This window comes from Variovorax sp. V116, from assembly GCF_041154435.1.
GTDB lineage: Bacteria > Pseudomonadota > Gammaproteobacteria > Burkholderiales > Burkholderiaceae_C > Variovorax > Variovorax paradoxus.
The window spans coordinates 2,535,900-2,556,625 of the sequence record NZ_AP028661.1; the positions used below are offsets into that span (position 1 = coordinate 2,535,900).

At 67.9% G+C, this 20,726-nt stretch carries 20 protein-coding genes; 9 read left to right on the forward strand and 11 right to left on the reverse strand.

What is annotated here, in order from left to right:
• Nucleotides 1-8 precede the first annotated feature (8 nt).
• The 6 genes from ACAM58_RS12030 to proV are packed head-to-tail and all read right to left on the reverse strand — an operon-like array spanning nt 9 to nt 6,692.
• Nucleotides 9-791: a hypothetical protein gene (locus ACAM58_RS12030; protein WP_012747625.1), complete on the reverse strand. Its 783-nt coding sequence runs from the start codon at nt 789-791 to the stop codon at nt 9-11.
• A gap of 18 nt (nt 792-809) precedes the next feature.
• Nucleotides 810-1,619 (reverse strand): glutamate racemase, encoded by an 810-nt coding sequence (gene murI, locus ACAM58_RS12035; protein WP_012747626.1) that lies wholly within the window; start codon nt 1,617-1,619, stop codon nt 810-812.
• Complete coding sequence (locus tag ACAM58_RS12040) at nt 1,616-3,169, reverse strand: fumarate hydratase (RefSeq protein ID WP_012747627.1); 1,554 nt, start codon at nt 3,167-3,169, stop codon at nt 1,616-1,618. Before ACAM58_RS12040 ends, murI begins: the two co-directional genes overlap by 4 nt.
• A gap of 58 nt (nt 3,170-3,227) precedes the next feature.
• Nucleotides 3,228-4,238, reverse strand: a complete 1,011-nt coding sequence (gene proX / locus ACAM58_RS12045) for a glycine betaine/L-proline ABC transporter substrate-binding protein ProX (RefSeq protein ID WP_012747628.1) — start codon at nt 4,236-4,238, stop codon at nt 3,228-3,230.
• Nucleotides 4,239-4,261: 23 nt separating this feature from the next.
• Nucleotides 4,262-5,413: a glycine betaine/L-proline ABC transporter permease ProW gene (gene proW / locus ACAM58_RS12050; RefSeq protein WP_012747629.1), complete on the reverse strand. Its 1,152-nt coding sequence runs from the start codon at nt 5,411-5,413 to the stop codon at nt 4,262-4,264.
• A gap of 25 nt (nt 5,414-5,438) precedes the next feature.
• Nucleotides 5,439-6,692 carry a glycine betaine/L-proline ABC transporter ATP-binding protein ProV gene (gene proV / locus ACAM58_RS12055; protein WP_012747630.1) on the reverse strand — a complete coding sequence of 418 codons (1,254 nt, stop codon included), beginning with the start codon at nt 6,690-6,692 and terminating at the stop codon, nt 5,439-5,441.
• Between the two features lie 507 nt (nt 6,693-7,199).
• On the opposite strand from proV, the gene fumC reads away from it, so the two are divergent.
• Complete coding sequence (gene fumC, locus ACAM58_RS12060; protein ID WP_012747631.1) at nt 7,200-8,597, forward strand: class II fumarate hydratase; 1,398 nt, start codon at nt 7,200-7,202, stop codon at nt 8,595-8,597.
• Here the strand turns inward: fumC and ACAM58_RS12065 are convergent, their stop codons facing one another.
• Nucleotides 8,598-9,215, reverse strand: coding sequence for an NAD(P)-dependent oxidoreductase (locus ACAM58_RS12065; RefSeq protein ID WP_012747632.1), 618 nt, complete (start codon nt 9,213-9,215; stop codon nt 8,598-8,600).
• Between the two features lie 102 nt (nt 9,216-9,317).
• Here ACAM58_RS12065 and ACAM58_RS12070 point away from each other — a divergent pair, with 102 nt between their 5' ends.
• A complete protein-coding gene (locus ACAM58_RS12070; protein WP_012747633.1) occupies nt 9,318-10,280 on the forward strand; it encodes a LysR family transcriptional regulator in 963 nt (320 codons plus the stop codon).
• Here the strand turns inward: ACAM58_RS12070 and ACAM58_RS12075 are convergent.
• Nucleotides 10,240-10,878 carry a YqhA family protein gene (locus ACAM58_RS12075; RefSeq protein WP_012747634.1) on the reverse strand — a complete coding sequence of 213 codons (639 nt, stop codon included), beginning with the start codon at nt 10,876-10,878 and terminating at the stop codon, nt 10,240-10,242. The genes ACAM58_RS12070 and ACAM58_RS12075 overlap by 41 nt on opposite strands.
• A 148-nt stretch (nt 10,879-11,026) precedes the next feature.
• Between ACAM58_RS12075 and acs the strand changes: the two genes are divergently transcribed.
• Nucleotides 11,027-13,027, forward strand: coding sequence for an acetate--CoA ligase (gene acs / locus ACAM58_RS12080; RefSeq protein WP_369664460.1), 2,001 nt, complete (start codon nt 11,027-11,029; stop codon nt 13,025-13,027).
• Nucleotides 13,028-13,166: 139 nt separating this feature from the next.
• Nucleotides 13,167-13,667, forward strand: a complete 501-nt coding sequence (locus ACAM58_RS12085; RefSeq protein WP_012747636.1) for a hypothetical protein — start codon at nt 13,167-13,169, stop codon at nt 13,665-13,667.
• Between the two features lie 12 nt (nt 13,668-13,679).
• Here the strand turns inward: ACAM58_RS12085 and ACAM58_RS12090 are convergent, their stop codons facing one another.
• Complete coding sequence (locus tag ACAM58_RS12090) at nt 13,680-13,985, reverse strand: c-type cytochrome (RefSeq protein ID WP_012747637.1); 306 nt, start codon at nt 13,983-13,985, stop codon at nt 13,680-13,682.
• A gap of 108 nt (nt 13,986-14,093) precedes the next feature.
• On the opposite strand from ACAM58_RS12090, the gene ACAM58_RS12095 reads away from it, so the two are divergent.
• A complete protein-coding gene (locus ACAM58_RS12095) occupies nt 14,094-14,348 on the forward strand; it encodes a TIGR04438 family Trp-rich protein (RefSeq protein ID WP_012747638.1) in 255 nt (84 codons plus the stop codon).
• A 21-nt stretch (nt 14,349-14,369) separates the two neighbouring features.
• On the opposite strand, the gene ilvD is transcribed toward ACAM58_RS12095, so the two are convergent.
• Nucleotides 14,370-16,064 carry a dihydroxy-acid dehydratase gene (gene ilvD / locus ACAM58_RS12100; RefSeq protein WP_012747639.1) on the reverse strand — a complete coding sequence of 565 codons (1,695 nt, stop codon included), beginning with the start codon at nt 16,062-16,064 and terminating at the stop codon, nt 14,370-14,372.
• Between the two features lie 103 nt (nt 16,065-16,167).
• Between ilvD and ACAM58_RS12105 the strand changes: the two genes are divergently transcribed.
• Complete coding sequence (locus ACAM58_RS12105; protein WP_012747640.1) at nt 16,168-17,106, forward strand: LysR family transcriptional regulator; 939 nt, start codon at nt 16,168-16,170, stop codon at nt 17,104-17,106.
• Between the two features lie 6 nt (nt 17,107-17,112).
• On the opposite strand, the gene ACAM58_RS12110 is transcribed toward ACAM58_RS12105, so the two are convergent.
• Nucleotides 17,113-18,057, reverse strand: a complete 945-nt coding sequence (locus ACAM58_RS12110; protein ID WP_012747641.1) for a LysR family transcriptional regulator — start codon at nt 18,055-18,057, stop codon at nt 17,113-17,115.
• 130 nt (nt 18,058-18,187) lie between these two features.
• On the opposite strand from ACAM58_RS12110, the gene ACAM58_RS12115 reads away from it, so the two are divergent.
• The 3 genes from ACAM58_RS12115 to ACAM58_RS12125 all read left to right on the forward strand — a co-directional run bounded on the left by ACAM58_RS12115 (nt 18,188) and on the right by ACAM58_RS12125 (nt 20,686).
• Complete coding sequence (locus ACAM58_RS12115) at nt 18,188-18,961, forward strand: SDR family oxidoreductase (RefSeq protein WP_012747642.1); 774 nt, start codon at nt 18,188-18,190, stop codon at nt 18,959-18,961.
• 109 nt (nt 18,962-19,070) lie between these two features.
• Nucleotides 19,071-19,892 (forward strand): prolipoprotein diacylglyceryl transferase, encoded by an 822-nt coding sequence (lgt, locus tag ACAM58_RS12120; RefSeq protein WP_041945511.1) that lies wholly within the window; start codon nt 19,071-19,073, stop codon nt 19,890-19,892.
• Between the two features lie 125 nt (nt 19,893-20,017).
• Nucleotides 20,018-20,686, forward strand: a complete 669-nt coding sequence (locus ACAM58_RS12125) for a GntR family transcriptional regulator (protein ID WP_012747644.1) — start codon at nt 20,018-20,020, stop codon at nt 20,684-20,686.
• Nucleotides 20,687-20,726: the final 40 nt, after the last annotated feature.

A 20,726-nucleotide genomic window follows, 5' to 3' on the forward strand; every position in this document is an offset into this window, starting at 1 on the left:
CGGCCGGCTCAGGGCGGCTGCTGGCGCAGCGACTTGGGCACGCGGTAGCGCTCGCCGTCGTAGCGCAGCGTCACGGCATTGAAGCGCGCGGGCATGGCCTTCTCGGTGCAGCTCTGGTCTTCCTGCATCTGCGCGCGGCCCTGCACCAGCGTGCGCGACAGCTGCAGATCGGCATAGCCGTTGCTCGCCGACTTGCCGACCGAAAGCATGGTGCGAAGCTGCTCGAAGCGGCCGGTGCAACTGCTGTCCCATTCGCCGCTGTCGTGGTCGAGCTCGACTTCCTGCAGCACCTCGCGCAGCTTGCTGCCGTGGTGCACGTAGAGGCGGATGGTTTCGCTGGCCACCGTGCTGCCCGGCGCCGTGCCCCGGTAGCGCACGCGCAGCCCGAAGGCGCGCGTGTCGGACGACAGCACGTAGCGCGAGGTGTCGATGCGGATGTCCTGGATGGCGGTGGCGGCGTCTTCGTCGAGCGCCTCGGGCTGGAAGATGCGGCCGATCACCGTGTCGCGCTCGGTGTTGCCGTTGTCGGGCCGCTGGATCAGCAGCAGCTCCAGGTCGAAGACCTTGGCGCCCGTGCTGCTGGTTTCGCGCGGCACGGGCAGCACCACGATGCTGCGGCCCGGAAAGGCGGGCCAGGGCTTGCAGGCGGCCAGGCGCTCGTCGAGCGGGCGGTTCGGATGGAGCTTGGCATGCATGCGCTCGGCAAGGCCGCTCTCGCAGGCCGCATGGCCGAGGCCTGCTGCCGAGAGGCCGAGCAGCAGCAGGGCGCAGCGCAAGAGACGAAGACGCATGTTGTTGTCGGATCGGCTTCAGGCAGCGGTTGCGGCAGCAGCCGGAGCAGCTTGGGGCTGTTGCAGCCAGTGCGCAGCGGCGGCTTCGAGCACGGCGGCGTCGCCGCTGCCCTGCAGGACCAGCCCGCCTTCGCCGCTGGGCGCGAGGCGGCCGAGCGAAGCCAGCACGCGCCGGGCCTGCTGCGCGACCGGCGCGCCGGTGTCGATGAAGCGCAGCGCGGGCGGCGCATGGCGCTGAAGTTCATTTTTCACGAGTGGGTAGTGGGTGCAGCCGAGCACCACGGTATCGACCTGGCCGGGTCCATCGCCGAGGGGGCCGGCTTCGGCCATGTAGCGGGCGCAGAGTTCGGTGATGGCCGCGGTGTCGAAGCCCTCGATCGCCTTCACGAGCCCGTCGCAGGGCACGGCGCGCACATTGGCTGTTCCTGCGAAGGAGTCGCGCAGCGCCGCGTATTTGGCGCTGGCCAGCGTTCCGCGCGTGGCCATCACCGCGATGTGGCCGGTGCGGCTGGTCGCCACGGCGGGCTTGAGCGCAGGCTCCAGGCCGACGATGGGCAAGGCCGGATGCTCGGCGCGCAGCAGGTGGATCGCGGCCGTGGTGGCCGTGTTGCAGGCCACCACCAGCGCCTTGATGCCGTGCTCGGCCATCAGTTGCTCCGCCACCTTGCGCGAGCGCTCGATCACGTAGGCATCGCCGCGTTCGCCATAGGGCGCGAACGCGGTGTCGGCAAAGTACACGAAGCGCTCGTGCGGCAGCTCGGCGCGCAGCGCGGCCAGCACGCTGAGCCCGCCGACGCCGCTGTCGAAGACGCCGACCGGGTGGTTCAAGCCTCTTCCATCATGATGGTCTTGAACTCGCCGCTCGCAATGCGCTTCTGCCACTCGGCCGGGCCGGTGATGTGCGCGCTGGTGCCGCCGGCATCGACCGCCACCGTCACCGGCATGTCGACCACGTCGAATTCATAGATGGCTTCCATGCCCAGGTCCTCGAAGCCCACCACCTTGGCGGTCTTGATCGCCTTGCTCACGAGGTAGGCGGCGCCGCCCACGGCCATGAGGTAGGCGCTCTTGTGCTTCTTGATGGCATCGATGGCAACCGGGCCGCGCTCGGCCTTGCCGATCATCGCGATCAGGCCGGTCTGGGCCAGCATCATCTCGGTGAAGCCGTCCATGCGCGTGGCGGTGGTCGGGCCGGCCGGGCCCACGGCCTCGCCGCCCACCGGATCGACCGGGCCGACGTAGTAGATGACGCGGTTGGTGAAATCGACTGGCAGCTTCTCGCCCTTGGCCAGCATGTCCTGGATGCGCTTGTGCGCGGCATCGCGGCCGGTGAGCATCTTGCCGTTGAGCAGCAGTGTGTCTCCGGGCTTCCAGCTGGCCACTTCGGCGGGCGTGAGCTTGTCGAGGTCGACGCGCTTGCTCTTCTTTTCGTCGGGTGCCCAGTTGACGTCGGGCCAGAGGTCGAGCGAGGGCGGGTCGAGGTAGACCGCGCCGCTGCCGTCCATCACGAAGTGCGCATGCCGCGTGGCCGCGCAGTTGGGGATCATTGCCACGGGCTTGCTGGCCGCGTGCGTCGGATACATCTTGATCTTGATGTCCAGCACGGTGGCCAGGCCGCCCAGGCCTTGCGCGCCGATGCCCAGCGCATTGACCTTCTCGTACAGCTCGATGCGCAGCGCCTCGACCTTGCTCAGTTCCGCGCCCGAGGCCTTCTTGGCCTGCAGCTCGTGCATGTCGAGGTCGTCCATCAGGCTTTCCTTGGCCATCAGCGCGGCCTTCTCGGCCGTGCCGCCGATGCCGATGCCCAGCATGCCCGGCGGGCACCAGCCGGCGCCCATGGTCGGCACGGTCTTGAGCACCCAGTCGACCACGCTGTCGCCGGGGTTCAGCATCACGAGCTTGCTCTTGTTCTCGCTGCCGCCGCCCTTGGCTGCGACCGTCACCTCGACGGTGTTGCCCGGGACGATCTCGGTGAAGATCACCGCGGGCGTGTTGTCCTTGGTGTTCTTGCGGTCGAACTGCGGATCGGCCACGACCGAGGCGCGCAGCGTGTTGTCGGGATGGTTGTAGCCGCGGCGCACGCCTTCGTTGATGGCGTCGTCCAGGCTGCCGGTGAAGCCGCCCCAGCGCACGTCCATGCCCACCTTGAGGAACACGTTGACGATGCCGGTGTCCTGGCAGATCGGGCGGTGGCCCGTGGCGCTCATCTTGCTGTTGGTGAGGATCTGCGCGATGGCGTCCTTGGCGGCGGGGCTTTGCTCGCGCTCGTAGGCCTTGGCCAAGTGGGCGATGTAGTCGGCGGGATGGTAGTAGCTGATGTACTGCAGCGCGGCGCTGATCGATTCGATCAGGTCGGCCTGCTGGATCGTGGTCGTCATGGTGGGGGGTGTTTTTTGGAGTGTGGAAACGCCCCCCGATTATCTCAGCCGCCGCGTTCTACCTTGCGGCGGCCCGGGCTTGCTCGATCCAGCCATCGAACAGCGGCCGGTGCGCCCGGATCCAGCCGTCAGTGTGGCGCTCCAGGTCTTGCTGCGTGTTGGCGCCCTGGCTCATGCGCAGGTTCTGGGCGTTGATGTCGCCGATCGGCAGTTTCATCACCTCGAACAGCCGGCCGGCGGCCGGGTTTTTCTCGACGAAGGCCCGGTTGGCGACGATCTGCTCCTGGTTGGCCTGGAAGCCGTAGTTCTTGCCGTTGGGAAGCTGCGTGTCCGCGTTGCCGCCCTGGGAGGACGAGAAGGGCACCTGCAGCCACACCACGTCCGCACCGGGCCGCAGCACCGCGCTGACCCAGTAGGGCGTCCAGGTGTAGTACAGCACCGGCTTGTCCTGCTTGAAGCGGGCGATGGTGTCGGCCATCAGCGCGGCATAGCTGCCCTGCTTGTGCGTGACGGTGTCGCGCAGCTGGTAGGCCGTCAGGTGGTTCTCGATCGCCAGTTCGCAGCCCCAGCCGGGGTTGCAGCCCGTCAGGTCGGCCTTGCCGTCGCCGTCGGCATCGAACAGCCTGGCGATGGCCGGGTCTTTCAGCTGCGCGATGCTGCGGATGTTGTACTGCTCGGCCGTCTTGCGGTCGATCAGGTAGCCCTGCACCGCGCCGTCCGAGTACACGCCCTTGCGCCACAGCTTGGCGTCGCCGCCGCTGTTCTTGTAGAAGTCGGCGTGCAGCAGGCTCCAGTGGTTGGCCATGAAGGTGGCGTCGCCATTGGCGATGGCCAGGTGCTCGGTGGCGGGTTCGAGGTCCTTCATGGGCTCCACCGTGTAGCCGAGCTTCTCGAGCGCGCGCATCACGAGCAGCGTCTGGAACGCCTCTTCGGCGAGCGAGCTCTTGAGCGGCTGCACGGTGACGCCCTGGCCGGGCAGGTCATTGGCGGCCTGTGCGCCCATGCCGAAGGCGGCGAAACCGAGGGCCAGCAGGCCGCGGGCAAGGATGAGACGGGTTCTTTTCTTCATGCGTTGATTTCCTGCGTGACGGCTCATTGCGCTTGCGTGGCGAGGGCGGGAACGGGCTCGTTCGCACCGTCACCGCGGGGCGGCGTACCCACGAGGCGCTGCAGCAGGCGCAGCGCCAGGCCGGCCGGCCCGGTGTGCCACCAGCGGCGCCCGGCGCTGCGGCGCGACTTGCCCATGGCCTGCGTGAGCCGGTCGAGCGAGATCGCCAGCAGCACGATGCCCAGGCCGCCCACGGTCGCGAGGCCCATGTCGAGCCGGCCGATGCCGCGCAGCACCATCTGGCCCAGGCCGCCGACGGCGATCATCGAGGCGATCACCACCATCGACAGCGACAGCATCAGCGCCTGGTTGATGCCCGCCATGATCGAAGGCATGGCCAGCGGCAGCTGCACCTTCACGAGCATCTGCCAGGGCGAGGCGCCGTAGGCGCGCGCGGCCTCGATCAGGTCGGGCCGCACCTGGCGCAGGCCCAGGTTGGTCAGGCGCACCAGCGGCGCCAGCGCGAAGATGATGGTCACGATCACGCCCGGCACGTTGCCGATGCCGAACAGCATCACCACCGGCACCAGGTAGACGAAGGCGGGCGTGGTCTGCATCGCGTCGAGCACCGGGCGCATGAGGCGCTGCGCGCGGTCGCTGCTGGCCAGCAGCACGCCGAGCGGCAGGCCGATGATCATGCAGAACACCAGCGAGGTCAGCACCAGCGACAGCGTCACCATCGCCTCGGGCCAGATGCCCAGCATGGCCACGAGCAGCAGCGCCGCCGTGGTGCCGATGGCCAGCGCACGGCCGGCGAACTGCCAGGCGAAGAGGCCGATCAGCGCGATCATCGCGAGCGTCGGCAGGCCGGTCAGCAGGCCCTGGACCCAGTTCAGCGTGCTGTCGATGGGCAGGCGCAGGGTCTGGAAGAAGGGGCGGAAATGCTCGACCACCCAGCCGAGGCCCTGGTTGATCCAGGATTCGACGGGCAGGGAGCCGTCCCACAGGCGGTGCAGCTGCAAGCCGCTGGCCGTGGCATCGGCCGAGCCGGCCAGCTGGTGGGCCGCGTCGGCGGGCGCATCGAGCCAGGCGCTGGTGGCCGAGGTGTCGGGCGCGGCAGAGAGCGCTTCCCACGGATCGGCGAAGGCGGGAGTTGCGGGCGTGCTCAGGTCGGAAGGAAGTGTGTTGTCGTTCATCGTTCAGGGGGCCTTCGTGAATTCTTCAGTGCGGCTCGGCGGCGAGCGCGGGTGCGGCGTTGGGCAGGACGGGCTCGATCGGCGGCGTGTCGCGGTCGAGGAACTTGAGCAGCGTCGTCTTGCTGATCGCACCGCAGAAGCGGCCATCGTTCGCCACCACCGGCAGCGCGCACGGCGCCTGCGCGAGCTGGCCGATCAGGCCTGCCACCGGGGCTTCGGCATCGATGCGCGGCAGGTCGCCAATGAATGCGTGCTGCAGCCCCAGCGAGCCTGAATGCCCGTCGAGCGCGCCGCGCAGCGTGTCCGCCGACACCACGCCGAGGAAGCGCTTGTTCGGGCTCGTCACGTAGGCGAAGTCGCGGTCCTGGTCTTCGAGCAGCTTGAGCGCCGCGCGCGCACCGCGCTCGGGGTGCTCGCACACCACCGTGAGCGACTTGCGCGCGATGTCCGCCGCCTTGAACACAGCCGCCGCATCGACGCCGCGCACGAAGCTGCGCACGTAGTCGTCGGCCGGGCTGCGCAGGATCTCGTCGGGCGTGCCGACCTGGATCACCTGGCCGTCCTTCATGATCGCGATGCGGTCGCCGATGCGCATGGCCTCGTCGAGGTCGTGCGAGATGAAGACGATGGTGCGCCGCTGCTCCTTCTGCAGCCGCAGCAGCTCCGACTGCATCTCGGTGCGGATGATCGGGTCGAGCGCCGAGAAGGCCTCGTCCATCAAGAGGATCGACGGGTCCGAGGCCAGCGCGCGCGCCAGGCCCACGCGCTGCTGCATGCCGCCCGAGAGCTCGTCGGGATAGCTGTCGCCCCAGCCCGCGAGGCCCACCTGCGCGAGCGCCAGGTCGGCCTGCGCGAGGCGTTCCTTCTTGCTCGTGCCCGACAGTTCGAGGCCGAAGGCGGTGTTCTCGCGCACCGTCATGTGCGGCATCAGCGCGAAGGACTGGAACACCATGCTGATGTCCTTGCGGCGCAGCGCGCGCAGCCTGGCGTCGGAGTGCTCGTTGATGTCCGCGCCGTCGATCACGATGCGGCCTGCGGTCGGCTCGATCAGCCGGTTCAGCAGGCGCACCAACGTCGACTTGCCCGAACCCGAGAGGCCCATGATGACGAAGATCTCGCCGGCCTGGATCTCGAAGGTGGCATCGAACACGCCGATCGACTGGCCCGTTTGCGCAAGGATCTCCTTCTTCGAAAAACCTTGGCGCACGAGTTCGAGCGCCTGTTCGGGCGCGTCGCCGAACACCTTGAAGACATGGTCGATGAGAATTCCTTTGGCCATACGCCGGGGCTCCTTGTGTGAAGGTTGGACACAGCGCCGCTGCGACAAAGCGCGAAGCGGCAACGGTCACGCCATCAGCCGACAGGCTGCGAACACAGAGCGCGAGCGAACGCGTGCAATGGCCCGGCGAGCCCTGGAGGCTGCCGACAGGCACTGAAGACGACGTGGCGACGAAACCAGTGCCCGCCGAAAGGTGGCGTGGCAGTGGGGCCGGAACGATCCGGCCGGTTCGCCGGACAGGGCCCGGCGGGGAGAACCTCGCACCGCGACGGGATTCGGAGATCCGCGAGTAGTGCAGGGCCGACCAACCATGATTTACATGACTTGTTGGTCGTCTGAAGCCCACGATTATAACTTTTTGACATGACGCGAGTCAACCCGACGGGCGTAACGTGATGTCGGCGGCGGCTCAATGGCCCCGTCAGATGCGAGCTATTCTTGTTGGCCGATACTCGGGCCCGCGCCCGATCAGGCGGCGCGACCATCCATGACTGCGGAGTTTTTCTCATGACGACTTCCCCCAAGACCCGTGCCGAGCGCGATACCTTCGGACCGATCGACGTGCCGGCCGACAAGCTGTGGGGTGCGCAGACGCAGCGCTCGCTGCAGAACTTCGACATCTCCGGCGAGCAGCAGCCGCGCGAGATCATCAAGGCGCTGGCGCAGGTCAAGCGCGCCTCGGCCGTGGTCAACCACGCGCTGGGCCTGCAGGACGAGAAAAAAACCAAGGCCATCGTGGCCGCGGCCGACGAGGTCATTGCCGGCAAGCATCCGGGCGAGTTTCCGCTGGTGGTCTGGCAGACCGGCTCGGGCACGCAGACCAACATGAACGTCAACGAGGTGCTGGCCAACCGCGCGAGCGAACTGCTCGGCGGCGAGCGCGGGGAAGGGCGCCTCGTGCACCCGAACGACGACGTGAACCGCAGCCAGTCGAGCAACGACGTGTTCCCCACCGCCATGCACGTGGCGGCCGTCGAGGCCATCACGCACAAGCTGCTGCCGGCCATCGCCAGGCTGCGCAGCACGCTCGAGCAGAAGTCGAAGGACTTTGCCGACATCGTGAAGATCGGCCGCACCCACCTGCAGGACGCCACGCCGCTCACGCTGGGCCAGGAGTTCTCGGGCTATGTGGCGCAGCTCGCGCATGGCGAGGCGCATGTGCGCGCCGCGCTGCCGCACCTGTGCGAACTGGCGCTGGGCGGCACGGCCGTCGGCACCGGGCTCAATGCGCCCAAGGGCTATGCCGAGCAGGTGGCGGCCGAGCTGGCCAAGCTCACGGGCCTGCCGTTCGTGACCGCGCCCAACAAGTTCGAAGCCATGGCCAGCGTCGATGCGCTGGTGCATGCCCACGGCGCGCTCAAGACACTTGCCGCCAGCATGAACAAGATTGCCAACGACGTGCGCTGGCTCGCGAGCGGCCCGCGCAGCGGCATCGGCGAACTCAGCATTCCAGAGAACGAACCGGGCTCTTCGATCATGCCGGGCAAGGTCAACCCGACACAGAGCGAAGCCGTCACGATGCTGGCCGCGCAGGTGTTCGGCAACGACGTGGCCATCAACATCGGCGGCGCCTCGGGCAACTTCGAACTGAATGTGTTCCGCCCGATGGTGGCGCACAACTTCCTGCAGAGCGTGCGCCTGCTGGCCGACGGCATGGTGAGCTTCAACGACCACTGCGCCGTGGGCATCGAGCCGAACCGCGAACGCATCACCGAGCTGGTGCAGCGTTCGCTGATGCTGGTGACGGCGCTCAACACGCACATCGGCTACGACAAGTCGGCCTACATCGCGAAGAAGGCGCACAAGGAAGGCACCAGCCTGCGCGAGGCCGCGATTGCTTCGGGCCACCTCACGGCCGAGCAGTTCGACCAGTGGGTGGTGCCGGAGAACATGACCGGCCGTTGATCAGTACCCGATGGTGTAGCGCTGGCGCGAGTGCGCCGGTTTTTCGAGCTCGTCGATGAACGCGATCGCGTAGTCCTCGAAGGTGATCCAGCTGCGCCCCTCGGCGCTCACGAGCAGGTCGTCCTTGCCCAGGCGGAACTTGCCCGTGCGCTCGCCTTCGACGAACTCGGCCGAGGGCGAGAGAAAAGTCCAGTCGAGTTCCTTCTCGTTGCGCAGCGCCTCCAGGAACACGCCGCCGGCTGTGGCCTCGGCCTTGTAGGCCTCGGGGAAGTTCGGCGTGTCGATCACCTTCAGGCCCGGCGCCGCGAACAGGCTGCCGGCGCCGCCGACCACCAGCAGGCGCTTCACGCCTGCGCGCTTGGCCGGCTCGATGATGGCCGCGGGCGGCACGGTGGAGAAGTGCGCGGCGCTGAAGACGGCGTCGTGGCCGGCCAGTGCCTTTTCGAGCGCGGCGCTGTCGAGCACGTCGAGGTCGATGGCCTTCACGTTGGTGCGGCCCGAGAGTTTTTCGCTCGCCTTGCGCGCGATGGCCGTCACGGTGTGGCCGCGGCGCAGGGCCTCTTCGAGAAGGCGGCCGCCGGCGCGTCCGGTGGCGCCGATGATGGCGATGTGGCTCATTGGATGGCTCCAGAAAGTGGTTGGGATGAAGCGCATCTTAGGTTTCTGCTTTCGAAAGAAATACCTCGAATTGCGCGCTTGTTTATTCCTAAAATCGTTCGAATGGACCGATTGAATGCAATGCGCGTGTTCGTCACCGTGGTGGATTCGGGCAGCCTTTCGGCCGCGGCCGACAAGCTCGACCTCTCGCGCCCGGTGGTCACGCGCTACGTGGCCGAACTCGAGCAATGGACGGGTGCGCGCCTCTTGCACCGCACGACGCGCCGGCTGAGCCTCACGGCGGCGGGCGAGGAACTGCTGCCGCGCTGCCGCCAGGTGCTCGAGCTCGCGGGCGACATGCAGGAGGCCGTGCGGCAGCCGGCCGAGGCGCCGCGCGGCCAGCTGCGCATCACGGCCAGCACCTCGTTCGCACAGGCGCAGCTGGCCGATGCCGTGGCCGACTACGTGCGGCTCCATCCCGGCGTGGCGGTCGACCTGGTGCTGCTGGACCGGGCGGTGAACCTGGTGGACGAGCGCATCGACCTGGCGATCCGCGTGGCGGTGGAGATCGATCCCAACCTGATTGCGCGGCGGCTCACCGATTGCCGCTCGGTGGTGTGCGCATCACCCGGCTACCTGAAGGAGCACGGGCAGCCGCTGCGCGTGGAGGAGCTGGCCCAGCGCAACTGCCTCACGCACTCGTACTTCGGGCGCAGCCTCTGGAATTTCACGCGCAGGGAAGACGGCACGCCCGTGTCGGTGGCCGTGGGCGGCAACGTGTCGACCAACGATGCCGCGAGCCTGATGCACCTGGCGCGGGCCGGGGCCGGCATCGCGATGCTGCCGACCTACCTGACCGCCGGCCTGCTGCAGGCCGGCGAACTGGTGCGGCTGTTCCCGGAGTTCGAGCCGCAGGTGGTCGGCATGTATGCGGTGTATGCCTCGCGCAAGCACATGCCGGCCACGCTGCGCACAATGCTCGACTTTCTTGCCAGGCGTTTTACCGGCGTGCCCGCCTGGGACCTGCCGCAGGCAGGCCCGGCGCTCAGTGCGAACCGCCGCCCTGCGGCACGGCGGGCGCCATGAGCCTGTCGGTGTAGGCGATGGCCATGGCCGAGAACAGGAAGGCGATGTGGATCACGGTCTGCGCAATCAGCACGCGGTCGGTGTAGTTGTCCGCGTTGATGAAGGTCTTCAGCAGGTGGATCGAGCTGATGCCGATGATGGCGGTGGCCAGCTTGACCTTGAGCACCGAGGCGTTCACATGGCTCAGCCACTCGGGCTGGTCGCGGTGGCCTTCGAGGTCCATGCGGCTCACGAAGGTTTCGTAGCCGCCCACGATCACCATGATCAGCAGGTTGGAGATCATCACCACGTCGATCAGCGCCAGCACCACCAGCATGATCACTGTTTCGTTGAGCGTGCCCACCGGCGCGGTGGTCTTGTAGCCGATGCTGGTGATCAGCGCCTGCAGCGCGTCCTTGCTGCCGAAGGCCGCCTCCACCAGGTGCAGCAGCTCGACCAGGAAGTGCACCACGTACACCGCCTGCGCCACGATCAGCCCCAGGTAGAGCGGCAGCTGCAGCCAGCGGCTCGCGAAAATCAGCTTGGGCAGCGGCCGCAGCGGCGAGCCGCGGGCTGGAACAGGCGTATTCGGGCGGTCGAAGGATTCGGGTGCGGACATGGAGAGGATGGTTGGAAACGACCGGCGATTCTAGAGGTGCCCCCATGTCCGACTCGTGATAACCCTGCGAACTAACATCGCAACCGTCAGTGGCCCGTAAGTGGGCCCGCCGACATTACGGCCGCACCTAGATCAAGGAGACAAGAAAATGAGCAGCAGCGCATCGAAGAACATCGAATCCGTCCTGGTCGAGAACCGCGTGTTCCCCCCCGACGCCCGCGCCAGCGCTGGCGCGCGCATTGCCGGCATGGCCGCCTACGAGGCCCTGTGCCAGGAGGCCGAACAGGACTTCGAAGGCTTCTGGAGCCGCCTGGCGCGCGAGAACCTGAGCTGGACCCAACCCTTCACGAAGACACTCGACGAATCCAACGCCCCCTTCTACCAATGGTTCGGCGACGGCGAACTCAACGCCAGCGCCAACTGCCTGGACCGCCACATCGGCACCCCCGTCGAACACAAGACCGCCATCGTCTTCGAAGCCGACGACGGCGCCGTCACCCGCGTCAGCTACAAGGAACTGCTCGCCCGCGTGAGCCAGTTCGCCAACGCCCTGAAGGCCGCCGGCATCGGCAAGGGCGACCGCGTCATCATCTACATGCCCATGACCATCGAGGGCGTGGTCGCCATGCAGGCGTGCGCGCGCATCGGCGCCACCCACAGCGTCGTGTTCGGCGGCTTCTCCGCCAAGGCCCTGCAGGAGCGCATCATCGACGCCGGCGCCGTGGCCGTCATCACCGCCAACTACCAGCTGCGCGGCGGCAAGGAGCTGCCCCTCAAGGCCATCGTCGACGACGGCATCGCCCTGGGCGGCTGCGAATCCATCCGCACCGTCTTCGTCTACGAACGCACCCCCAGCGCCTGGCCCCGTGTCGAAGGCCGCGACAAGACCTTCGCCGAGGCGCTCCAGGGCCAGAGCACCGACTGCCCGCCCGTGCCGGTCAACGCCGAGCACCCCCTCTTCATCCTCTACACCTCCGGCTCCACCGGCAAGCCCAAGGGCGTGCAGCACGCCACCGGCGGCTACCTGCTGTGGGCCCGGCTCACCATGGACTGGACCTTCGACATCCGGCCCGAGGACGTCTTCTGGTGCACCGCCGACATCGGCTGGATCACCGGCCACACCTACGTCGCCTACGGCCCGCTCGCCGCCGGCGCCACCCAGGTCGTGTTCGAGGGCATCCCCACCTTCCCGCACGCCGGGCGCTTCTGGCAGATGATCGAAAAACACCAGGTCAGCGTCTTCTACACCGCCCCCACCGCCATCCGCTCGCTCATCAAGGCCGCCGAATCGGACGAGAAGGTGCACCCCAGGAACTGGAACCTGGACAGCCTGCGCATCCTCGGCTCGGTCGGCGAGCCCATCAACCCCGAGGCCTGGATGTGGTACCACCGGAACATCGGCCATGAGAAATGTCCGATCGTCGACACCTTCTGGCAGACCGAGACCGGCGGCCACGTCATCACGCCCTTGCCGGGCGCCACGCCGCTGGTGCCGGGCTCGTGCACGCTGCCGCTGCCGGGCATCATGGCCGCCATCGTGGACGAGACCGGCAAGGACCTGCCCAACGGCGCGGGCGGCATGCTGGTCATCAAGCGGCCCTGGCCCTCGATGATCCGCACCATCTGGAACGACCCCGAGCGCTTCAGGAAGAGCTACTTCCCCGAGGAGATGGGCGGCACCATCTACCTGGCCGGCGACGGCGCGGTGCGCAGTGCCGACCGCGGCTACTTCCGCATCACGGGGCGCATCGACGACGTGCTGAACGTCTCGGGCCACCGCCTGGGCACGATGGAGATCGAATCGGCGCTGGTGTCCAAGACCGACCTGGTGGCCGAGGCGGCGGTGGTGGGGCGGCCCGACGACGTGACGGGCGAGGCGGTGTGCGCCTTCGTGGTGCTCAAGCGCGGGCGCCCGAGCGGCGAGGAGGCCAAGCAGATCGCCAACGAACTGCGCGCCTGGGTGGCCAAGGAGATCGGCCCGATCGCCAAGCCCAAGGACATCCGCTTCGGCGAGAACCTGCCCAAGACGCGCAGCGGCAAGATCATGCGGCGCCTGCTGCGCAGCATTGCCAAGGGCGAGGCCATCACGCAGGACATCTCGACGCTGGAAAATCCGGCGATCCTGGAGCAGTTGTCACAGACCAACTGATTCGATCTGTAGGACATGGCCGTAAGTGGGAAGCAGGGGCCATGGCGGCCCGCGGCCTGAGGTAAAACCGGCGCAGTTGCCATGCACCTCGACGTGCATGGCGGGTTCACTGTGTTCGATCTTTACGAAGGAGGCCCCCATGGGCGTGAGATCTGCTTTCCTTTTCGCCATCCTGCTGCTGATCGCGGCGCTCGCCGCGCTCAACTGGGGCACGCTCTCGGCACCGGTGCCGGTGTCGCTGGGCTTCATGACCGTGTCGGCGCCGCTGGGCCTCATGATGCTGGGCCTGACCGTGGCCCTGGGCGTGTTCTTCCTGGTCTACGTCCTGTACCTGCACAGTTCGGTGCTGCTCGATGCCAAGCGCCACAACAGGGAAATGCAGGTGCAGCGCGACCTGGCCGACAAGGCCGAGGCCTCGCGCTTCACCGAGCTGCGCAATTTCCTCGAAGCGCAGGAAACCAAGCACATGGCGCAGAACGCCGATCGGCATGCCGCGCTGCTGACCCGGCTGGGGCAGCTCGAGAGCGTGATCCGCCAGCGCTCGGAGCAGTCCGACAACACCGTGGCCGCGCACATCGGCCAGCTCGAGGACCGCATCGAGCGCAAGCCGCTGCCCACGGACATCGATCCGCGGATCTGACGAGCCGCCGCGTCAGCGCGCCAGCAGCACCCAGGCCGCGAGCTTCTTGGCGTCGGCTTCGCTCACCTGGGTGTTGGCCGGCATCGCCAACGGCCCCCACACGCCCGAGCCGCCCTTGATGATCTTTGCCGCCAGCATGTCGACGGCACCGGCGTTGCCCTTGTACTTGGCGGCCACGTCCTTGAAGGCGGGGCCGAGCACCTTGCGGTCCACCGCGTGGCAGCTCATGCAGTTCTTCGACGTCGCCAACGCCAGGTCGGCAAAGGCGGGCGCCGCCAGGCCGAGGCCGAGAACCGCGAATGACAGGAGTCTTTTCATGGGGCTTGATTCGTAATGGCTGGGTTACATTCGATGCAACGCGATTGTAGGTAGCGCCGTGCACCGGCGTCCGGAAGCGTTGCCAACAAAAACCCGGAGGGATTCGCGATGCTTTTTCTGCTGTTGGGCCTGCTCGGCGTGGGCCTCAAGTATTTCGAGGTGGGCATGGTGGCCGGCTGGAGCTGGTGGATCGTGCTGTCGCCCTTTGCCATGGCCGTGGCATGGTGGGCATGGGCCGACTCGTCGGGCTACACCAAGCGCAAGGTCGTCGAGCGCGAAGAGGCGCGCAAGCAGGCGCGCATCGACCGCCAGCGCAGCAACATGGGCCTGCCCGGCAGCAAGGGCCAGCGCCCCAAGCGCTGACCCGGCAGGCGCTGGCCGGCCTCAGAACTTGTCGAGCACCGCGCCCGAGCTGGCGCTCGAGGCATTGAACGCGAACTTGGCCTGCACGCCGCGCGTGTAGCGCGGCGCCGGCGGCTTCCAGCCTTCGCGGCGCTTGGCCAGCTCGGCTTCGGGCACATTGAGTTCGAGCACCAGCTTGTGCGCATCGATGGTGATCGAGTCGCCCTCGTTCACGAACGCAATGGTGCCGCCCGCGGCTGCTTCAGGCGCGACGTGGCCCACCACCATGCCCCAGGTGCCGCCCGAGAAGCGGCCATCGGTGATCAGGCCCACGCTTTCGCCGAGGCCCGCGCCGATCAGCGCGCCCGTGGGGGCCAGCATCTCGGGCATGCCCGGGCCGCCCTTGGGGCCGAGGTAGCGCAGCACCATCACGTCGCCGGCCTTGATCTTGCCGTCCAGGATGGCCTTGAGCGCCGACTGCTCGTCGTCGAACACGCGCGCCGGGCCGGTGATGACCGGGTTCTTGAGGCCGGTGATCTTGGCGACCGCGCCTTCGGGCGAGAGGTTGCCCTTGAGGATGGCCAGGTGGCCTTCTTCGTACATCGGCTTGTCGATCGGGCGGATCACGTCCTGGTCGGCGCGCGGCACGTCGGGCACGTCCTTCAGCACTTCGGCGATCGTCTGGCCGGTGATGGTGATGCAGTCGCCGTGCAGCAGGCCCGCGTTCAGCAGCACCTTCATGACCTGCGGGATGCCGCCGGCCTGGTGCAGGTCGACCGCGAGGTACTTGCCCGAGGGCTTCAGGTCGCACAGCACCGGCACCTTCTTGCGCATGCGCTCGAAGTCGTCGATGGACCACTCGACGCCGGCCGCATGCGCAATGGCCAGGAAGTGCAGCACCGCGTTGGTGGAGCCGCCGGTGGCCATGATCACCGCCACCGCGTTCTCGATGGCCTTCTTGGTGACGATGTCGCGCGGCTTGATGTCTTTCTTGATGGCCTCGATCAGCACCTTGGCCGATTCCTTGGCCGAATTGGCCTTCTCGTCGTGCGGGTTGGCCATGGTGGACGAGTAGGGCAGCGAGATGCCCAGCGCCTCGAACGCGCTGGACATGGTGTTGGCCGTGTACATGCCGCCGCAGGAGCCGGTGCCGGGGATGGCGCGCTTCTCGATCTCGTGCAGGTCCTCGTCGCTCATGTTGCCGGCGGCGTTCTGGCCCACGGCCTCGAACACGCTCACGATGTTGAGGTCCTGTCCCTTGTAGCGGCCCGGCAGGATGGTGCCGCCGTAGACGTAGATGGCCGGCACGTTGGCGCGCAGCATGCCCATGAGGCCGCCCGGCATGTTCTTGTCGCAGCCGCCGACCACCAGCACGCCGTCCATCCACTGGCCGCCCACGCAGGTCTCGATGCAGTCGGAGATCACTTCGCGGCTCACCAGCGAGTACTTCATGCCTTCGGTGCCCATGGCCATGCCGTCGGAGATGGTGGGGGTGCCGAACACCTGCGCGTTGCCGCCGGCTTCCTCGATGCCCGCCATGGCCGCGTCGGCCAGCTTCTGCAGGCCCGAGTTGCAGGGCGTGATGGTGCTGTGGCCGTTGGCGACGCCGACCATCGGCTTCTTGAAGTCGGCCTCTTCGTAGCCCATGGCATAGAACATCGAGCGGTTGGGCGCGCGGCTCTTGCCTTCGACGATGTTGGCGCTGCGGCGGTTGATCTGGATTGGCTTGGTGTCCATGGTGTCTCTTGTGTCGTGGGGAGATCGAGGGGAATTCCAAGTATCGGACTTCTCATTGATTCATTCCAATCCATTTTTGTGCGCCGATTGATATGCTTGGCATATGAAAGATGCCTTGATCGACCTGCGCGCCTGGCGCCAGTTCGTGGCCGTGGCCGAGGAACTGCACTTCGGCCGCGCCGCGCTGCGGCTGCACATGACCCAGCCGCCGGTGACGCAGGCCATTGCCCAGCTCGAGAAGACGCTGGGCGTGGTGCTGTTCGACCGCACGCGCCGGCGCGTGGCGCTCACGCCGGCCGGCGAGGCGCTGCTGCCCGACGTGCGCGAACTGCTGGCGCGCGCCCAGGCGCTGCCGGCGCGGGCCCGTGCGGCGGCGGCGGGGCAGGTGGGGCGCGTGCGCATCGCCTTTGTCTCGACTGTCGGCTTCGAGCAGCTGCCGGCCTGGGTGCGCGAGTTCCGCGTGCGCTGCCCGGAGGTGGCGCTCGAGCTGGTCGAAGCCACGGGCGACGTGCAGCTCGAGGCCTTCGCGCGCGGCGAGATCGACGCCGGCCTGATGCTGCATTCGCCGGGCGCCGCGCCGCCCGGGCTCGCGCGCCTGCCGGTGGAGGAAGAGGCGCTGGTGCTGGCGCTGCCGTCGCAGCACCGGCTCGCGCGTGCGCGGCCCGTGCCGCTGGCCGAGGCGCTGGCCGAGCCGCTCGTGATCTTTCCGCGCCGCATCGTGCCGTCGCTGCACGATGCGGTCTTCGACCTCTATCACGCGGCGGGGCGCACGCCGCAGGTGGCGCAGGAGGCGATCCAGATGCAGACCATCGTCAACCTCGTCTCCGGCGGCATCGGCGTGGCCTGGGTGCCGCACAGCGTGATGCAGTTCCGGCGCGCCGGGGTGGTCTATCGGCAGGCCGGCGAGTTCAAGGGCACGGGCCGGCGCCGCGTGGCGCTGCCAGCCTGCGAAACCAGCCTCGTGTGGCCCGCGCAGGCCGCGCATCCGGCGCTCGCGCGCTTCGTGGAATTCGTGCGCGAGCGCACGGGGCGGGCAACGTAGGGCCGCCTACCTGCGCGGCGTTCGTGGGCCGGCCGGCCGCGGTGCTGCGGGCGTATCGAGCGAGGCGGCGAGCAGCGTCTCGAGCCAGCCCGCGAAGGCTTGCATGCGGCGCGAGAGATTGCGCCGGTGCGGATAGACCAGGTGCACCGGCAGCGGTTGGGCGCGTGCTTCGGGCAGCACCTCGGCCAGCTCGCCGGCCGCGAGGTGTTCGCGCACGTCGTAGGCCGGGATCTGGATCAGCCCGAGGCCTGCCAGCGCGCAGGCGATGTAGGTCTCGGCGTTGTTTGCGCTGACCTGGCTGCGCATGCGCAGTGTCGCGGTCTCGCCGTCGCGCTGCCACTCCCAGGGCGCCGCGCGGCCGCTGGTCGGCGAGGCGTAGTTGACCGCGATGTGCTCCGGCAGGTCCGCCGGCGTGCGCGGCGTGCCATGGCGCGCCAGGTAGGCCGGGCTCGCGCAATTGATCAGCGTGAAATGCCCGAGCGGCCGCGCGACCAGGCTGCTGCTCGCCAACGGACCCACGCGCAGCGCGCAATCGACACCTTCGAGCACCAGGTCCACCGCACGGTCGCTGGAGCCGAGCTCGAGCTCGATCGCCGGGTAGCGCTCGAAGAAATCCGGCAGCGCCGGCGCGATGAGCCGCCGCGCGATGCGGCTCGGCACATCGACCTTGAGCCGTCCGCTCACCTGGCTGCGCGAGGGCAGGAACTGCTGCTCGATGTCTTCCATGTCGGCCACGAGCGTGCGGGCGCGTTCCAGCAGCACCTCGCCGTCGGGCGTGAGGCCGACGCGCCGCGTGGTCCGGTGCAGCAGGCGCGAGCCCAGCTTCGCCTCGAGCTGCTGCACCGCCGTGGAAATGGTGGCGCGCGGCAGCGCGAGCCGATCGGCCGCACGCGTGAAGCTGCCGGTTTCGGCCACGCGCAGGAACACCTTGAGAAGGTCGATGCGGTCCATGCGTGCCAGTCGAATTGTTCGTGGTTCTGCGAACAGTCTAGCGCCCGATTGTTGATTTATTCCGGAACTTGCCATCAATAGACTGAAGCTTCCCGATTCACATCAACGCTCTTCAGCAGGAGGCCATTCCATGTCCGCACGCACTCTCCAGAACAAGGTCGCCGTCATCGCCGGCGGCGGCAAGAACCTCGGCGCGCTCATCGGCCATCAACTGGTCGATGGCGGCGCCCGCGGCATCGCCATCCACTACAACAGCGATGCCTCGCGCAAGGAGGCCGAGAAGACCGCCGCCGAGCTCGAGGCCAAGGGCGCCGGCACGCTGCTGGTGCAGGGCGACCTTGCCGTGGTGGAGAACAACGTCCGGCTGTTCGACCAGGCCGTCAAGCACTTCGGGCAGGTCGACATCGCCATCAACACCGCGGGCGTGGTGATCAAGAAGCCGATCCTCGATGTCACCGAAGCCGACTACGACAAGAGCTTCGACGCCAACGCCAAGGCCGCGTTCTTCTTCATCCAGCAGGCCGGCCGCACGCTGGCCGACGGCGGCAGCATCGTGTCGCTGGTGAGCTCGCTGCTGGCGGCCTACACGCCGTTCTACGCGATCTATCCGGCCTCGAAGGCGGCGGTGGAGCACTACACGCGCGCGGCTTCCAAGGAGTTCGGCGAGCGCGGCATCTCGGTCAACGCGATCGGCCCCGGACCGATGGACACGCCGTTCTTCTACGGCCAGGAAAGCAAGGAAGCCGTCGAGTACCACAGCAGTGCGGCGGCGCTCAGCAAGTTCTCGAAGAAGGGCCTCACCGACATCGAGGACATCGCGCCCATCGTCCGCTTCCTGGTCACCGAAGGCTGGTGGATCACCGGCCAGACCATCTTTGCCAACGGTGGCTACACCACGCGCTGATCCAGCCGGATCGCGCTCGGGGCCGGCTGCTCGGCGGGGTTTCGGGCACTGACATCGCCCTGAACGCCCCCGTGCCGGCCGCGACATTCGGGCCGGGCACAATCCGCGGATGCTCATGTATCCGCAGATCAATCCTGTCGCCCTGCAACTCGGGCCCGTGGCCATCCACTGGTACGGCCTGACCTACCTGGCCGCGTTCGCGCTGTTCTATTTTCTCGGCACCCGCCGGCTGCACCACGAACCGTACCGCTCGCTGGTCGGGCAGGGCGCCTGGCAGCGCAAGGACATCGAGGACATCCTCTTCCTGGGCGTGATGGGCGTGATCGTGGGCGGGCGGCTCGGCTATTGCCTGTTCTACAAGCCCGAGTTCTATCTCTCGCATCCGCTCGAGATCCTCTACGTGTGGCAGGGCGGCATGAGCTTCCATGGCGGCCTGCTGGGCGTGATCGGCGCGATGATCTGGTTCGCGCATTCGCGCGCGCGGCCGTTCTGGCAGGTGATGGATTTCGTCTCGCCCTGCGTGCCCACGGGCCTGGCGGCGGGGCGCGTCGGCAACTTCATCAACGGCGAGCTCTGGGGCCGCTTCAGCAGCCCCGACCTGCCCTGGGGCATGGTGTTTCCGCAGAGCGGCTCGATGCTGCCGCGCCATCCCTCGCAGGTGTACCAGTTCCTGCTCGAGGGGCTTCTGCTGTTTGCCATCATGTGGCTGTACGCCCGCAAGGAACGCAAGCAGGGGCAGGTGGCCGCGGTGTTCCTGATCGGCTACGGCGTGCTGCGCTTCATCGCCGAGTATTTCCGCGAGCCCGACGATTTCCTGGGCCTGCGCGCGCTGAACCTGAGCCAGGGGCAGTGGCTCAGCGTGCCGATGGTGATCTTCGGCATCGGCCTGTGGATCTGGGCCGCGCAGCGCCGCCAGCCGGCGAGCGCCTGAGCATCGCGTCCTCAGGGTAAGCACGGGCCGCGCAGGGGATGCGCGGCCTTGCGGCTCCTTCGGGCGCGCCTCACAATTACGCGTAATTACAGAAAATTACGCGAGCCGGATTTCCTCCAACCGCCATGCGCCTGGTCCCCAACTCCCTGCACGACGAAGTCGCCGCCACGCTGCGCGAGCAGATCTTCGCGGGCGCGCTGGTGCCGGGCAGCTTCCTGGACGAGGCCGCGCTGTGCGAGCGGCTGTCGATCTCGCGCACGCCCTTGCGCGAGGCGCTCAAAGTGCTCACGGCCGAAGGCCTGCTGCGCCACGAGCCGCGGCGCGGCTGCTTCGTGCGCGAGGTGACGGAGCGCGATCTGGACGAGATATTTCCCGTCATCGCGCTGCTCGAAGGCCGCTGCGCCTACGAGGCGGCGCGCAACGCCAGCGATGCGGAACTCAGCGAGCTCGACGTGCTGCACGAACGGCTGGTGCGCCACGCCAAGGCCAAGCGCATCAACGACTACTACGCCACCAACCACCAGATCCACGAGGCCATCATCCAGCTGGCCGATAACAAGTGGCTGGCGCAGGTGATTGGCGATCTGCGCAAAATTCTCAAGCTGGCGCGGCTTCAGCAGCTGCATGCGCCGGGCCGGCTCGAGCAGAGCCTGTCGGAGCACCTGGCGGTGTTCGCGGCGCTCAAGGCGCGCGACAGCGAGGGCGCGGACGCGGCCATGCGCACGCACCTGACGCGCCAGCGCGAGGCGCTGCGCGCGGTGGCGCGGCAACAGAAATCGAGGGTGATGTCGTGAGCCGCCTGAAAGAAGACGGCATTCCCGCAGCCCACAGCAT